Origin of the sequence: Sideroxyarcus emersonii, from assembly GCF_021654335.1 — a bacterium.
Taxonomy (GTDB): Bacteria; Pseudomonadota; Gammaproteobacteria; order Burkholderiales; family Gallionellaceae; genus Sideroxyarcus; species Sideroxyarcus emersonii.
This window is the reverse complement of sequence record NZ_AP023423.1, coordinates 817329-832476: the sequence shown is the minus strand read 5'-3', so window position 1 is coordinate 832476 and position 15148 is coordinate 817329. Positions and strand designations below refer to the sequence as shown.

Below are 15148 nucleotides of genomic sequence, written 5' to 3'. Positions count from 1 at the left end.
GCAGTACTGAGCGCTGAGTGCCGAGTACCGAGTAAAAACGCCCTGCTCACTCAGCACTCAGCCCTCGCGGCTCAGTCCTGCCTTTAACGCACGAGATCGTGGTTGTAGTCGGTCGTCCCCATCCCGCGGGTCTCTTCGTCCAGGCGCTCCATCACCGCATTCACGATGGTGGTGAGCATCTGCATGGCGCCTTCGTAACCCAGCGTCGTCGCACGATGCAGGTGGTGGCGATCGAAGATCGGGAAGCCGATGCGAATCAGCGGGACCTCGAACTCCTTGCCCTTGTGCAGCGTATCGCGCTGGATGAACTTGCCGTAGCTGTTGCCGATCATGAAGTCGGGTTTCTCGGTCAGCACCAGCGAACGGAAATGCCACAGGTCGGCGCCGGCAAACAACTGGGTGTTCTTGCCGTAAGGCGTCTCGTCCAGCATCTTGCGCATGGCCTTCTCCCATTTCTTGCCGCCGTTGTTGCACAGCACGTGCAGCGGCTCGACTCCCAGCTCGGTGAGGAACTTGGTCATGCCGAAAGTGAAATCGGGATCGCCGTACAGGCTGATCTTCTTGCCATGCAGCCAGGTGTGGCTGTCCATCATCATGTCCACCAGGCGTCCGCGCTCCTTGACCAGCGAAGGTGCGATCGGCTTGCCGCTGGCTTCGGACACCTTCATCAGGAACTCGTCGGTCCACTCCAGTCCCATCGGGATGCTCATCTTCGGCACGTCATGCTTCCAGGTGGCTTCGACGAATTTCTTGGTCTTTTCCAGCTGCATGGGCTGCAGCAGGAAGGTGGTCCTGGCGTTCGGCGCATCCTTCACTTCAGCCTGGGTGGTGCCGCCCGCATACATGCGGAATTGGCCGTCGGCCGGCGTATCGAGCACTTCGGTAGGATCGCTCAGCATGGTGTAAGGCACGCCCATCTCGCCCAGCATGCGGTGCATCACACGGTAGTTGCCGAGGTAGGTCTCGAAACCGGGAACGATGTTGATCTTGCCGTTCTTGCCCGGTTCCTTGTCGTCCATGTGGTTCAGGGTGAAGTAGCGGATGATGCCCTCGAACATGTTGTCCCAGCCGGTGACGTGCGAACCGACGAACGACGGGGTGTGCGCGAACGGCACCGGGTACTCTTCCGGTACGTGACCGGCATTCTTGCTGTTGCGGATGAACGCGTTCAGGTCGTCGCCGATCACCTCGGCCATGCAGGTGGTGGACACCGCGATCATGTCCGGCTTGTACATCGCCTTGGCGTTCTCCAGGCCGTCCTTCATGTTCTGCTGGCCGCCGAATACGGCTGCGTCCTCGGTCATGGAATCCGACACGCAGGAGACCGGCTCGCGGAAATGACGGTTGAAATAGGTACGGAAGTACGCCACGCAGCCTTGCGAACCGTGCACATACGGCAGGGTCTTCTCGAAACCGAGCGCGCACAGCACGGCGCCCAACGGCTGGCAGGCCTTGGCCGGATTGACGGTCAGCGCCTCGCGCTTGAAGTTCAGCTCGCGATACTCCATCGTGGTGGTCCAGTTGAAGGTCTCCTGGATCTTGCCCGCATCGTGGCGCTCTTCAAAGTTGTCCTGCTTGTTCTTCAGCGTTGCCTTGTATTCGTCCTGACGGAATAGCGGATAACAAGGTTTGATATCGTCGACTTGTTGCATGTTTGTCTCCTTAGCCGCACTGCTCATGCGCAGATGCCGGCACAGATTGATTATTGGACGGCGGCAAGCGCCGTCCCCAAACTACTTACGCAGCCTTCTTCTCCTCGACCGGCTCGGCCTGCTTCAACCAGGGCGGAGTCAGCTTGCTCCAGCAGGGATTATTCAGGGTCATGTCCATGTCGCGGGCGAAGATGGCGAAGCCGTCATAGCTGTGGTACGGACCGGAATAGTCCCAGCTGTGCATCTGGCGGAAAGGCACGCCCATCTTCTGGAAGATGAACTTTTCCTTGATGCCGGAACCGACCAGGTCAGGCTTGACCTTTTTCACGAATTCTTCGAACTCGAGTCCGGTGACGTCGTCGTACAGCAGGGTGGCGTTGCCCATCTCCTTGATGGTGCGGTCGTAGTCGTCGTTGTGCGCAAACTCGTAACCGGTGCCGACCACTTCCATGCCGAGATCCTCGTAGGCGCCGATCACATGCCGCGGACGCAAGCCGCCGACATACAGCATCACGCGCTTGCCCTGCAGGCGGGGCTTGTACTTGTCGATGATGGCCTGCATCATCGGCTTGTACCTGGCGATGACCTTCTCGGTGTTGGCCTTGATGGTGTCGTCGAAGAAATTGGCGATGTTGCGCAGCGACTCCTCGATCTTGGTCGGGCCGAAGAAGTTGTATTCCATGTAAGGAATGCCGTACTTCTCTTCCATGTGACGGCTGATGTAGTTCATGGAACGGTAGCAGTGCAACAGGTTCAGCTTGGCCTTGGGGGTGTTCTCCATTTCGGCCAGGGTGCCGTCGCCGGACCATTGCGCGATCACGCGCAACCCCATCTCTTCCAGGATGGTGCGGGTAGCCCAGGCATCGCCGCCGATGTTGTAGTCGCCGATGATGGTCACGTCATAAGGCGTGGAAGCGAACTCCCTGGTGTCGCGGTTGCCCAGCACCCAGTCGCGGATCGCATCGTTGGCGATGTGGTGGCCCAGCGATTGCGACACGCCGCGGAATCCTTCGCAGCGCACCGGTACGACCGGCTTGTTGATTTCCTTGGCTGCCTTCTTCGACACCGCCTCGATGTCGTCGCCGATCAGGCCGATCGGGCATTCGGATTGCACCGAGATGCCCTTGTTCAGCGGAAACAGCTGTTCGATCTCGCCGATCAGTTTGGCGAGCTTCTTGTCGCCGCCGAACACGATGTCCTTCTCCTGGAAATCGGAAGTGAAGTTCATCGTGCCGAAGGTGTTCACGCCGGTGGTACCGACGTAATAGTTACGGCGACCGGCGCGGGAATACTGGCCGCAGCCGACCGGGCCGTGGGAAATGTGGATCATGTCCTTGATCGGGCCCCACACCACGCCCTTGGAACCGGCGTAGGCGCAACCGCGGATGGTCATCACGCCCGGCAGCGATTTGCGGTTGGAGGTGATGCACTTCTTGGACTGCTCGATGGATTGATCGTTGACCGCCAGGTGCTTGGCGCGGTCTTTCTTGGCTTTCTCGGGATAGACCTCGAGCACCTCCTGAATGAGGGCTTCGGTCTCTTCGCGTGTCAATGCTGTCATTTCATTCTCCTTTATTGACCCACCAATCTGTGGAGTCTGTCAGGGTTGGGGTGGCCGGGAATTACCCGGCACACACTGCAAAGTCAAAAACATTTTTGCCACAGAGTTCACAGAGACCAGAGAGAAAGACAACACCGTAAAACCGGCGGATTGGCATTTCCGGACTCTGTTCGCGTTTCTCCGCAAACCCTCTCTGCGTCCTCTGCAGCTAAATGGTTTTGCAGTTTCAGGCTGCCACTGCCGCCTTGCCGATGATGGATTCGTCCTCTGCTTCCATGATGCCGAATTCCATCAGCAACGCTTCCAGCTCGTCCATGGTGATTGGAGTGGGAATCACAAACTTCTTGTTCTCCACAATCTTCTTCGCCAATGCGCGGTACTCGTCGCCTTGCTTCGCCTTCGGATCGTATTCGATCACGGTCATACGACGGATCTCGGCGTGCTGCACTGCGTTGTCGCGCGGGATGAAGTGGATCATCTGCGTACCCAGTTTTGCAGCCAGGGCCATGATGAGTTCGTCTTCGCGGTCGGTGTTGCGGCTGTTGCAGATCAGGCCGGCCAGACGTACGCCGCCGGAATTCGCATACTTCACGATGCCCTTGGCGATGTTGTTGGCGGCATACATCGCCATCATCTCGCCGGAACACACGATGTAGATCTCCTGCGCCTTGTTCTCGCGGATCGGCATCGCGAAACCGCCGCACACCACGTCGCCCAGCACGTCGTAGAACACGAAGTCGAGGTCTTCGTCATACGCGCCTTCTTCTTCGAGGAAGTTGATGGCGGTGATCACGCCGCGGCCTGCGCAACCGACGCCGGGCTCAGGGCCACCGGACTCGACACACTTCACGCCGCCGAAACCGACGGACAGCACGTCTTCCAGTTCGAGGTCTTCCACGCTGCCCGCTTCGGCGGCCAGTTCCATCACGGAGTTCTGCGCCTTGGAGTGCAGGATCAGACGGGTGGAATCGGCCTTGGGGTCGCAGCCGACGATCATCACTTTCTTGCCGGCTTCAGCCAGGGCTGCCACCAGGTTCTGGGTCGTGGTGGACTTGCCGATCCCACCCTTCCCGTAAATTGCGCATTGACGCAGTGCCATGTTAGTCTCCTTAGAGGTTGCCAAATTTGAATCGCGATTGAAAACTGTCGCTCGCACCTTCTACATCGCAAGCTCCGTGCCACCCGTCCGACAAACGCACAACCGCATGAAATGCTTGAGAAAAATTATTCAGCGCACAACACACCTGCGGATGTGGAACGCAACAAAGATCCGGCCTTTGTAGCAGTGCCGACAAGCCAGAATGTCGCCCTGCCGCGCACGGCACGACTGCCCATCAACCGCTGCAACCTGCCCGCCGACATCCTCGGCGGACTCACCTTCCAGCACTCCCCCGTCGCACTCGAACTCGACGGCGTCGCCCAATTCCATCGCGGCCTGTTTGCGCTGCTGGCCGGGATCGCAGACGCAAAAGAAAGAGCCGACGCATTCACCATGCACATGAACGCCTCGTTCTACCTCGACGAACCGGAACAGGCAGGCTACACATCCAAGGCGACACACAAGAGACAGAAAGCCGATTACCTGCGCATGGTGCGCGGCTGGAGCTTCGATGCGGATGGCCGCGAAGGTGCGGCACTGAAGGGTTGGGTGGAATCGCGTTTCGGATTGCTGCCCAGACACCACGGCGGACAGATACGCGACCTGTCGGGTGAAGCTTACCGCCGCTACCTGGAGATGCGAGCGACGGCGCTGTATGGAACCAATGCGCTGGAATCGCAGTTCGACCTGCTCTACTCCTATTGCCAATACGAGCTCGCACGCCGGCATCCCGGCCAGGCACATCTCACCCTGTATCGCGGCGTGAACCGCGTGGACGACTATGAGACGCTGGCCACGCTGGACGACAAACGCAGAGTGGTGCTGTTCAACAGCCTGAGCTCGTTCACCGCCAACCGCGAGCGCGCCGACGAGTTCGGCGACTACCTGCTCACCGCACAGGTGCCGCTGGCCAAGGTGTTCTGCCATACGAGATTGCTGCCGGGCATGCTGCAGGGCGAAGACGAGTACACCGTGATCGGCGGGTTGTATGAAGTGAGTATTGCAGCGTATTGACTTGGCTTTTGAACCAGCAGCATGGCCTCATGCACATTCCCGGATATGCGCAGAGCTGATGCAGACCTTCAATCGTACTTGCCGGCCAGCCACTGCTCGAATTCATCCGGTGGCAATGGTCTGGAGTACAGATATCCCTGTCCGTAATCGCATCCTGCGGCAGCCAGCAAGTCGTGTTGCGCGCTAGTCTCCACGCCCTCTGCGATCACTTTGAAACCCAGCTTGTGCGCCATCACGATGATGGCCTCGCAAAGCGCGAGATCGTTTGTTTCCGGGCCGAGGTTTCGCACGAAGGACTGGTCGATCTTCAGGTAGTCGATGTCGAATTCCTTGAGATAGGAAAGCGACGAGTAACCCGTGCCGAAGTCATCGATCGCCACCTGGATGCCTGCATCGCGGAATCTCAACAGTTTTTTGTTGATCTCGACCTCGGCATCCAGCAGCAATCCCTCGGTGATCTCCACGGTGATACCGTCACCGCTCACGTGCTGCTGTTCAAGATACTCTGGCCACGAGACGGATTCGGCATGCCGAATCTGTACCGGCGATTTGTTGACGCTGATCTGGAACGACGGGTGAAATTTGCTGCGCCACTGCACGACCTGCTGCACGGCCTGCCTGAACACCCATTCGCCGATCAGAACGATCAAACCGGTCTCTTCCGCCAACGGAATAAAGTCCATCGGACTGACCATGCCGCGCTCAGGATGCTGCCAGCGTATCAAGGCTTCCGCCTTGTATGTCCGGCCGCTGCACATCTCCACGATGGGCTGGTAATGGACACGGAACTGCCCGGCTGTTACAGCGATGCGCAGATCGTTGGCGAGGTGCATGCGCGCCTGCGCAGCCTTCTGCATGTCTTTCGTAAAGTAGTTGAAGCGGTTGCGCCCCGCATACTTGGCGACATACATCGCCTGATCGGCGTTCTTGAACAGGATATCCAGTTCGGTCGCATCGTTCGGGTAAAGCGATATGCCGATGCTGGCGGAAATATAGGCCGGCTCGGCATCGAGCTTGAATGGATCAGCCAGGAAGTCAAGGATGTTCTGGGCGACACGATCAATACTTGCTATATCCTCAAGTTCGGACAGGATGACGATGAACTCGTCACCCCCCAGCCGGGCGACCGTATCCGATTCGCGCACACAGGTGCTGATCCGCCGCGCAGCCTCGATCAACAATATATCGCCCATGTCATGCCCGAGCGTGTCATTCACTTCCTTGAACCGATCAAGATCGATCAGCAGCAACGCCATCGCCAGTCCGGCGCGATGCGCTTTCTTGGCTTCCTGCTCCAGCCGGTCATGGAACATCTGGCGATTCGGCAGTTTGGTGAGCGAATCATAATTTGCCTGCCTCCACATCAGCTCTTCGATTTTCTTGCGCTCGGTGATATCGGTGAAGAGGGCTACATAACGATAGCTCGCACCCTTGTCATCCCTGATGACGTTGATGGTCAGCAGCTTGATGTACTCTTCGCCGTTCTTGCGTCTGTCCCATACCTCCCCATGCCAGTAACCATCCGTGTTCAATGCGTTCCACATGGAATGATAGAAGTCCCGGTCATGCCGCCCGGATTTGAACATCCGCGGATTTTTTCCAAGCACTTCTGCCGCAGCGTATCCCGTCATCTGCTCGAAGGCCGGATTGACCGCGATGATCAGGTTGTCGGCATCGGTGACCAGGATCGCTTCGCTGCTGTTTTCGTACACCATGGCTGCCAGACGCAGCGCCTCTTCCGCCTGTTTGCGCTGGCTAAGATCCATTACGAAAGCGAAAATTCGCCCTTGCGACATGGGGGCGAAGGTCGTGACAACCTGTACCGGAAAGATGCTGCCATCTTTTCTCCTGTGTTCACTCTCGAACCGGGCATAGCCGTCGCGCTGGATAGCTGCGATATGTGCCGCAGTCTCCTCTGGTTTTTCGCGGGCCTCGATCTCCGGAACGGTCAGTGCGAGCATCTCCTCCCGGGTATAGCCAAGCTGGCGTGCGGCCGCTTCATTCACCTCGACCAATCGCCCCTGCATATCAACCATCCAGAATCCGTCCACCGCGGTCTCAATTGCGAGGCGGTACCTGGACTCCTTTTCAATTATCGCGGCTTCCTTCTGCTTGCTACTGGTGATATCCCGTTGATAACCAACCCAGAGCTCCCCCATGTCCGCGTGCTGGAACGTAGCAGCATTCAGGAAGGTGCTGATAGTCGTACCATCTTTTTTGCGGTTGAGTACCTCCCCGCTCCAGACTCCCTCTTTTTGCAGATGCTGGTTGATCTCATGCGCAGTTTCCATCTGGGATTTGCTGCCCGGCGCGTTGATAATTGAAATATGCTTGCCGTTCAATTCGCCCGGGGCATAGCCGAAGAGCGTTTCGAACTGCCGGTTGGTGTACTGAATCGTGCTGTCGCTTGCCTTGATCAGCACGATACCCTCAACGGCATTTTCCACAATCTGGCTCTGCAGCAGCAATGCCGCCGCCTTCTTCTTGTCTTCGGTGACATCAAAGGTGATGCAGACCAGGAACAGAGGTTTGCCTTCTTCATCGAAAATCGGGTTCTTGATGACGAAACCGATGCGATTCTCCTTGAGTTTCGCATTCCAGAATGGCGCCTCATATTCGATCTGCTTGCCGCCGGCGATCACTTCACGGTCTTTTTCCCGAAACGCCTCAATTTGCTCAGGAGGAAAAACCGTGCTGCCGTCGGTACCAACAAGCACATCGAACGATATGCCCCATTGCTCCTCGCAAGCATGGTTCATATAAACGATCCGTCCATTCGCATCCTTGATGAACGTGGCCGTCGGAATCGAATCGACGACATCCTGAACTTGCTTGTTGAGTTGGCGATCCATTTGGCCGGGCGAAATCGGTTTTTGATGTGTCGACTCTAATTGGGGACATGGTCGTTTTTCGCATTGTGGCAAACATGGATATTTGCCACAAGCAAAATTTACAACTGCCGCGCAGTTGAAATGTCCGGCTTGTGGGTCGCAAAGTGTGCGCCTAATATCCAAACAAATTCGGAGGCCATCATGCGCATCACCACCCTCGGTTGCAATGCCAGCATCACCGGCGATCTGCGCACCACCTGCTACCAGGTGGACGACGACATCCTGATCGACGCGGGTTCGGGCGCAGGCGACCTGAGCCTGGAACAGGCCATCGCCATCAACACCGTATTCCTCACCCACTCGCATCTCGACCACTGCGCTTTCCTGCCCATGCTGGCCGATGCGGCGGGAAGTTTCCGCAACGCCCCGCTGATCGTATATGCGCTGCCGGAAACCATCGCCACACTCAGGCAACACATGTTCAATGGCCACTTATGGCCGGACTACACCGTGCTGCCCGCACCGGGAAATCCCTACCTCCGCTTCCACCCGGTCCGGCCGGGCGAGACTGTGGAACTGGATGGACGATGCATCACCGCACTGCCCGCCAGCCATTCCATTCCTTGCGCCGCTTACCGGGTCGACAGCGGAGCGGCAAGCTGGGTGTACAGCGCCGACACCACCTTCTGCGCGGGTTTCTGGCAGGCATTGAACCGCATCGACAACCTGAAGTACCTGCTGATCGAAAACACCTTCCGCAACGACAATGCTGTCGGTGCAGCGCGTTCCGGCCACAACACGGCAGATTTGCTGACACAGGGACTGCGCATGCTGGAACGCCCGGTGGAGCTGTTCATCGTGCACATGGAAGCCGGGTATGAGGAAATCACCATGCGCGAAGTACTGCAGGCAGTTGGCGAATTCAAGCCGCAGATGTTGCAACGCGGCCGCGTATTCGAGCTCTGACCGCCCTACCCCCGCACCCTTGTCCGACAAGCTTTCCGGCTTTGTCGCTTTTCCTCCAAAGCCTGCCCCGCCGCAACCCGCGCCAATGCTGGACGGTCGCTCTGGCCCGTTTATTGCGAATGGTTGGTCGTCATTCACCAGAAGGAGTCGTCCCCATGAGTAGCGCCTTTGAAAACATTCTTGCCGGCCTGTCCGACGGCAGCGTCGTGCCCTATCTGGGCGCAGGCACACTGAACGGCGTGATCGATCCGGCCACGGGAAAAACCATCCCTGCAGACAGCGACAGCCTGATCATCGCCATGAACAACGGCCAGCCGATGGCCCCCAAGCTGATGTACGAGTTTCCGCGCGCCGCAATGAACGTGGAGTTGAAACGCGGCCGCACCGCGCTGAACAAATTCCTCGATGCCACGTATCGCGATACCCAGTGGAGCACTTCCGCACTGCACGCCTGGCTGGCACGGCAAAAGCTGCCCTACCTCATCGACACCAACCGCGACACGCAGCTGCAAAAACAATATGCCGCTACGCCCCACACGCTGATCGTCGGCGTCGCCCGCGTTTCCGGCAAGGCGTTCCGCTTCCGCATCTTCAAGTACGATGGCACGAGCTATTCGGCCATCGAGCAGGAAGCCGTGGATACCAGCCTGCCCATCCTGTTCAAGCCCTTGGGCACGCCGTTGCCGGAATCGAACTACATCGCCTCGGATGCCGACTTCGTCGACTACATCACCGAACTGATGGGCGGTTTCGCCATCCCGTCCTTCGTCAAACGCATGCGTCAGAACAAGCGCTACCTGCTGCTCGGCCTGCGCCTGAACCGCGACACCGACCGCATGGTGTTCTCCGACATCATTTTCGGCGCCGACAGGCCTGCAGGCTGGGCGCTCATCCCGCATCCGACCGACAAGGAGAAGCGCTATCTCGGCAAGCTGGGCATCGAGATCGTCAATGCCGACGTGGCCGACTTCCTCACTGCGGCACAAAGCTGGCACGGCAGCCTGGCAACCGCATGAGCAAGCATCAAGCAGTATGGGATGAGGCACGCCATACGCTGGGCATGGAAGAGATCGATTCCGCGCATCATGAATTCATCGAACAAGTCGCGGCGCTGATCGCGGCCAGCAATGCGGAGTTCCCCGCCTTGTTCCAGGCGCTGGTCAATCACACGGCGGCTCATTTCAAGGCAGAAGGCACGCTGATGCGTGCCTCACAATACCGCGGACTGCCTGAGCACGAAGGGGAACACCACCGCGTGCTGGGCGAACTGCAGCAACTGAACCGCAGCCTCAAGCGCGGGCATCTGCCGCTGGTGCGCGCTTATGTGAAAGAAGGGTTGCCGGAGTGGTTCGATACACATCTGGCGATGATGGATGCCGCGCTGGTGACGCACCTGAAGAAGCAATCGGAATAGACCAGCAGCTTTGTGAAATCCCGAAGACCTGATCCGGATCACTTTATTCCATCCGGCTCCACCCATAGAACCATTTCAGCAGGAATGGCGGTGACATTGTGGTCAACGCGATCACAATGAGCAACGCGGCATACAGTTCACCATTAAGAATGCCCTGGCTGAACCCGAGTTGCGCGAATATCAGCCCCACCTCGCCGCGCGGAATCATCGACAAACCGATAGCCATCTGGTTGTGACGCGATTCACGGATGCAAAACCCGGCCGCCAGCTTGCCGAGAAAGGCAACGAGCAACAACAATGCCGCAAGCTCCCAGATGAATGAGGAACTCCAGTTCACTGCCTTGAGGTTGAGCGATACGCCAACCATCACAAAGAACATTGGCGAGAAGGTGTGGATCAACGGGCGCATCTGTTCTTCCAGTCTGTGCGCCAGCTTCGGACTGGGCTTGAATACCAGCGCCGCCCCCTTTCCCATCCACAGCCGGAAACCGAAGTGCTGGCTAAAAGCCAGGCCCGCCGCGAAGCCCCCCATTATTTCGGGAGCACCAACGGCATGAGCCAACCATGAAAATAGCAGAATCAAAGACAGCGCCATGGTCAACAGCAATCCTGGAGTGGCGGCATGCTGATCGAAGTGTTCTATCAGTATCGAGGCCAGCTTGGCTACCAGCGGAGCGAGTACCATGAATAACAGGATGTACAAGCCGACCTCGCCAACAGCCTTGACCGAGACTTGCTGTTCCACCGCGAACTGGTACAAGATAGCCAGCACCAGTACGCCGAGAATATCGTCCAGCACCGCTGCTCCAATCACGATCTGCGCTTCGTCTGTTTGGCGCTTGCCCAGGTCATCCAGAACTCGCACGGTAATGCCAATGCTGGTGGCAGTAAGCGTGCCGCCCATGAACAACGCGGTCAATTCGGGCAGTCCGAATACCCAAGTGCTGATGCCATAGCCCAGCACAAACGGCAAACTGAAACCAACCAGCGCAACCACCACAGGCTTGCTGCCGGAACGCGCCAAACGGGACAGGTCAGTATCCATGCCCACCTCAAACAGCAGCAGGATGATGCCGATCTCGGCCAGCAGCTTCATGATGGTGTCGGGCGAAACCCATCCCAGCAAGGAAGGGCCGATCAACAGACCGGCCACCAGTTCACCGATCACCGACGGAACTCCGAGACGCGCCGCCGTTTCCGACAGCAACCGCGCCGCGACCAGGATGATGGCGAGGAAAAGAAAAAATTGGTGCAGCTCCATGAACTCAGCCTCCAAGTGGCATCGCGACTTTCCCGAATGGCCTGTTCGCGTTCTTCCTAGCATGCAGCACAGAATGATAACCGGGATCGGATCAAACGCTGCTCGACGACGCTGCCACCGCACTGGCAGCATACACCGGACGTGCCATTTTACAGGCGGTTGCGCGCCACCTCGCGGCGCTGCTTCTCGCGTTGCACGAAACGCACAGCCTAGAGTGCCTGACTTCAGCGTACCAGGCTCACCTGCCGCGAATTGTGCAAGGCACAATCGGGCGTAGTCGTCCTTGACACAGGTGTCCCGAATGTGTCGACCACAAACTGGAGGGTCGCTTGCCACATTGGCTGTCACCCGGCACGCCGCACATCTTGCACGCCATGGGCGAATGCTGCGAATGACCTAGCCATATGCAATCGTGACCACACTGATCACCGGGCTGACGCTGCTCCGACCTACCCAGCTCCGGAAACCGATATACCATTATCACGGCAATATCAGAATTACCGCGGCTTCGTTTTTGACGCAGGTGACGAATATCGAGCGATGGGCCGAAGTTCCCCCCTTTGTATTGGCAGGGATTTGACTCACACTGTGCCAAAGGACATTGGACGTTGCACAACGAACTGGGCAGAGTAAATCATGACTGATTTTCATCATCTTTCTCCGCAGGCGGCGCTGGACACCGTCGATTCGAACGCACAGGGGCTAAGCCATGAAGAAGCCGCACGCCGACTCGCACAATACGGCCCGAACCGGTTGAAGCCGGCGCGCCGGCGCGGCCCTTGGCTGCGCTTTCTGCTGCAATTCCACAATCTGCTGATCTATGTGCTGCTGGCTTCGGCCTGCATCACCTCCCTGCTTGCGCATTGGGTGGATACCAGCGTGATCATCGGCGTGGTATTCATCAATGCCGCCATCGGTTTCATCCAGGAAGGCAAGGCCGAGAGGGCGATGGATGCCATTCGCCGCATGCTTTCGCCTGAGGCAATTGTCATGCGCGAGGACAAGCGCGTGGTGATTGCGGCCGAGGCGCTGGTGCCGGGCGATATCGTGATGCTGCAGTCCGGCGACAAAGTGCCTGCCGACCTGCGCCTGCTTTCGGCAAAGAACCTGCGCATTGAGGAAGCCGCACTGACCGGAGAATCTACTGCCGTGGAAAAGAATTATCGATGCCGTTGACGAGAAAGCCGTTCTGGGCGACCGCTATTGCATGGCTCATTCGAGTACGCTGGTGGTTTACGGCCAGGGCACCGGTGTGGTGGTCGCCACCGCCGACAGCACCGAGATCGGACGCATCAGCGCCTTGCTGGGTGAAGTGCAGAGCATGACTACCCCGCTGCTGCGGCAGATGGAAGAATTCGGGCGCTGGTTGACCATGGCGATCATGACGCTGACTGCCATCACCTTTCTGTTCGGCTGGCTGGTACACCATTTCGGCATCGGCGACATGTTCATCGCCACCGTCAGCATGGCCGTGGCGGCGATTCCGGAAGGTTTGCCCGCGATTTTGACCATCACGCTGGCGCTGGGCGTGCAACGCATGGCCAGACACAACGCCATCATCCGCCGCCTTCCCGCGGTTGAATCACTGGGGGCGGTGACGGTGATCTGCACCGACAAGACCGGCACGCTCACGCGCAACGAGATGACCGTGCAGCGCGTACTCACCACAGGCCATGTGTTCGAGGTGAGCGGCGGCGGCCATGCCCCGCACGGCGGCTTTACTCTGGACGGGAAGGAAACGGACGTCACCGACGACGCCGACACCATCGACCTGTTACGTGCCGGATTGCTATGTAACGATGCCGCCCTGCATGAGAGCGGCGGTACATGGCAGGTAGCGGGCGACCCGACCGAGGCCGCGCTCATCACGCTGGCCATGAAGGCCGGGATGGATTCCGTGCACGAACATGAATCGCTGCCGCGCACCGACCTCATCCCATTCGAATCGGAGCATCGCTTTATGGCGACCTTGCATCACGATCACGCGGGGCATGCGTTCATCCTGGTCAAGGGGGCCGTCGAACAGGTGTTGGCGATGTGCAGCGTACAGCGCGTTGACGGCAAAAACGTACGACTCGATCTGTCACAATGGCACAAAAAAATGGCCGAGACCGGCGCGCTCGGCCAACGCGTGTTGGCGCTCGCGCAAAAATCCGTTGAAACCGGAAAACGCGAATTGAGTTTCGATGACATGCAAGGCGGCTTCGCCCTGCTCGGCATGGTCGGCATCACCGATCCGCCCCGCGATGAAGCCATCGCCGCCGTGCGCGAATGCCATTCTGCCGGTATCCGCGTCAAGATGATCACAGGCGACCATGCCGAGACAGCAATCGCCATCGCCAAGCAACTAGGCATAGGCAATGGTCGTGCTCTGAGCGGAATCGAACTGGATGCAATGGACGATACCGCATTGTGCCAGGCCCTGCGCGAGGTGGATGTGTTCGCGCGCGCCAGTCCGGAGCACAAACTGCGCATAGTGCAGGCGCTGCAAGCCGATGGCGAGACCGTCGCCATGACCGGCGACGGGGTTAATGATGCCCCGGCATTGAAGCGTGCCGACATCGGCGTAGCAATGGGCATGAAAGGCACGGAAGTCGCCAAGGAAGCCGCAGGGATGATACTGACGGATGACAACTTCTCCACCATCGCACACGCGGTGGGAGAGGGTCGCACTGTCTACGATAACCTCAAGAAAGCCATCGTATTCATCATGCCCACCAACGGCGGCGAGGCCGGCATGGTGCTGATCGCCATCCTGTTCGGCATGACGCTGCCGATCACGCCGGTGCAGATCCTGTGGATCAACATGGTCACGGCAGTCACACTGGCGCTGGCTTTGTCATTCGAGGCGTCCGAGGCGAACGTGATGCGCCGCCCGCCGCGCGCAGTCGGCGAACCGCTACTGTCCGGCTTCGTGATCTGGCGCATCGTTTTCGTATCTGTATTATTGACCGCAGGCCCAACGACACTGTTTCTGTGGGAAAGCGCGCGCGGTGTCGGCATTGAAGGGGCACGCACCGTCGCGGTCAACGCACTGGTGGTCGGCGAAATGGCATACCTGTTCAACTGCCGCTATTTGCTCGCCCCGGTACGCAGGTGGAAAGACTTCGTGGGCAATTTCTACGTGTTGCTCGCAGTCGCCATCTTGGCGCTGATCCAGGGAATATTCACCTACGCACCGTTCATGCAAAGCGTGTTTGGCGTAGGCGGCATCGACCTGGCTGCTTGGAGACTCGTCCTGGGCTTCGGAGGGATATTGTTTGTGGCGGTGGAAATTGAAAAATGGGTAATACGAAAACTCAAATCCGCATGAGCACAGTGCAATTTTTGCAAGCACCGACACTCTCTCC

The 15148-nt window shown here is 58.4% G+C and carries 11 protein-coding genes; 6 read left to right on the top strand and 5 right to left on the bottom strand.

Annotated features, from left to right (window positions below):
- Positions 1-83 precede the first annotated feature (83 nt).
- From nifK to nifH, 3 genes are all read right to left on the bottom strand, one after another.
- On the bottom strand, positions 84-1652 hold the full coding sequence (gene nifK, locus L6418_RS04055) for a nitrogenase molybdenum-iron protein subunit beta (RefSeq protein ID WP_237248192.1): 1569 nt from the start codon (positions 1650-1652) through the stop codon (positions 84-86).
- Positions 1653-1737: 85 nt separating this feature from the next.
- Positions 1738-3213, bottom strand: a complete 1476-nt coding sequence (gene nifD / locus L6418_RS04050; RefSeq protein WP_237248191.1) for a nitrogenase molybdenum-iron protein alpha chain — start codon at positions 3211-3213, stop codon at positions 1738-1740.
- Positions 3214-3439: 226 nt separating this feature from the next.
- The gene (gene nifH / locus L6418_RS04045) at positions 3440-4312 is read right to left on the bottom strand and encodes a nitrogenase iron protein (RefSeq protein ID WP_237248190.1); all 873 of its coding nucleotides are present in this window, start codon (positions 4310-4312) and stop codon (positions 3440-3442) included.
- Positions 4313-4465: 153 nt separating this feature from the next.
- On the opposite strand from nifH, the gene L6418_RS04040 reads away from it, so the two are divergent.
- Entirely contained in the window at positions 4466-5326 is an 861-nt protein-coding gene (locus L6418_RS04040; protein ID WP_237248189.1) for an NAD(+)--dinitrogen-reductase ADP-D-ribosyltransferase, read from the top strand.
- Positions 5327-5394: 68 nt separating this feature from the next.
- Here the strand turns inward: L6418_RS04040 and L6418_RS04035 are convergent, their stop codons facing one another.
- The gene (locus L6418_RS04035; protein WP_237248188.1) at positions 5395-8178 is read right to left on the bottom strand and encodes a PAS domain S-box protein; all 2784 of its coding nucleotides are present in this window, start codon (positions 8176-8178) and stop codon (positions 5395-5397) included.
- Between the two features lie 180 nt (positions 8179-8358).
- Here L6418_RS04035 and L6418_RS04030 point away from each other — a divergent pair, with 180 nt between their 5' ends.
- The 3 genes from L6418_RS04030 (at position 8359) to L6418_RS04020 (ending at position 10537) form a co-directional block, all read left to right on the top strand.
- The gene (locus tag L6418_RS04030) at positions 8359-9123 is read left to right on the top strand and encodes a 3',5'-cyclic-nucleotide phosphodiesterase (protein WP_237248187.1); all 765 of its coding nucleotides are present in this window, start codon (positions 8359-8361) and stop codon (positions 9121-9123) included.
- A 155-nt stretch (positions 9124-9278) separates the two neighbouring features.
- Complete coding sequence (locus tag L6418_RS04025) at positions 9279-10139, top strand: SIR2 family protein (protein WP_237248186.1); 861 nt, start codon at positions 9279-9281, stop codon at positions 10137-10139.
- On the top strand, positions 10136-10537 hold the full coding sequence (locus tag L6418_RS04020) for a bacteriohemerythrin (RefSeq protein ID WP_237248185.1): 402 nt from the start codon (positions 10136-10138) through the stop codon (positions 10535-10537). The genes L6418_RS04025 and L6418_RS04020 overlap by 4 nt, the downstream gene beginning before the upstream one ends.
- 43 nt (positions 10538-10580) lie before the next feature.
- On the opposite strand, the gene L6418_RS04015 is transcribed toward L6418_RS04020, so the two are convergent.
- On the bottom strand, positions 10581-11930 hold the full coding sequence (locus L6418_RS04015; RefSeq protein ID WP_237248184.1) for a cation:proton antiporter: 1350 nt from the start codon (positions 11928-11930) through the stop codon (positions 10581-10583).
- A gap of 504 nt (positions 11931-12434) precedes the next feature.
- Here L6418_RS04015 and L6418_RS13460 point away from each other — a divergent pair.
- Both L6418_RS13460 and L6418_RS04010 read left to right on the top strand, forming a co-directional pair.
- A complete protein-coding gene (locus tag L6418_RS13460; RefSeq protein ID WP_332875551.1) occupies positions 12435-12974 on the top strand; it encodes an HAD-IC family P-type ATPase in 540 nt (179 codons plus the stop codon).
- Between the two features lie 31 nt (positions 12975-13005).
- Positions 13006-15111, top strand: coding sequence for an HAD-IC family P-type ATPase (locus L6418_RS04010; protein WP_332875550.1), 2106 nt, complete (start codon positions 13006-13008; stop codon positions 15109-15111).
- Positions 15112-15148: the final 37 nt, after the last annotated feature.

Bases quoted from the DNA above. Each gene is read 5' to 3' on its own strand.
- L6418_RS04020 (WP_237248185.1), top strand. From the start codon at position 10,136: ATGAGCAAGCATCAAGCAGTATGGGATGAGGCACGCCATACGCTGGGC.
- L6418_RS13460 (WP_332875551.1), top strand. From the start codon at position 12,435: ATGACTGATTTTCATCATCTTTCTCCGCAGGCGGCGCTGGACACCGTC.
- nifD (WP_237248191.1), bottom strand. From the start codon at position 3,213: ATGACAGCATTGACACGCGAAGAGACCGAAGCCCTCATTCAGGAGGTG.
- L6418_RS04030 (WP_237248187.1), top strand. From the start codon at position 8,359: ATGCGCATCACCACCCTCGGTTGCAATGCCAGCATCACCGGCGATCTG.
- L6418_RS04010 (WP_332875550.1), top strand. From the start codon at position 13,006: ATGGCTCATTCGAGTACGCTGGTGGTTTACGGCCAGGGCACCGGTGTG.
- nifK (WP_237248192.1), bottom strand. From the start codon at position 1,652: ATGCAACAAGTCGACGATATCAAACCTTGTTATCCGCTATTCCGTCAG.
- nifH (WP_237248190.1), bottom strand. From the start codon at position 4,312: ATGGCACTGCGTCAATGCGCAATTTACGGGAAGGGTGGGATCGGCAAG.
- L6418_RS04015 (WP_237248184.1), bottom strand. From the start codon at position 11,930: ATGCTGCCAGTGCGGTGGCAGCGTCGTCGAGCAGCGTTTGATCCGATC.
- L6418_RS04035 (WP_237248188.1), bottom strand. From the start codon at position 8,178: ATGGATCGCCAACTCAACAAGCAAGTTCAGGATGTCGTCGATTCGATT.
- L6418_RS04025 (WP_237248186.1), top strand. From the start codon at position 9,279: ATGAGTAGCGCCTTTGAAAACATTCTTGCCGGCCTGTCCGACGGCAGC.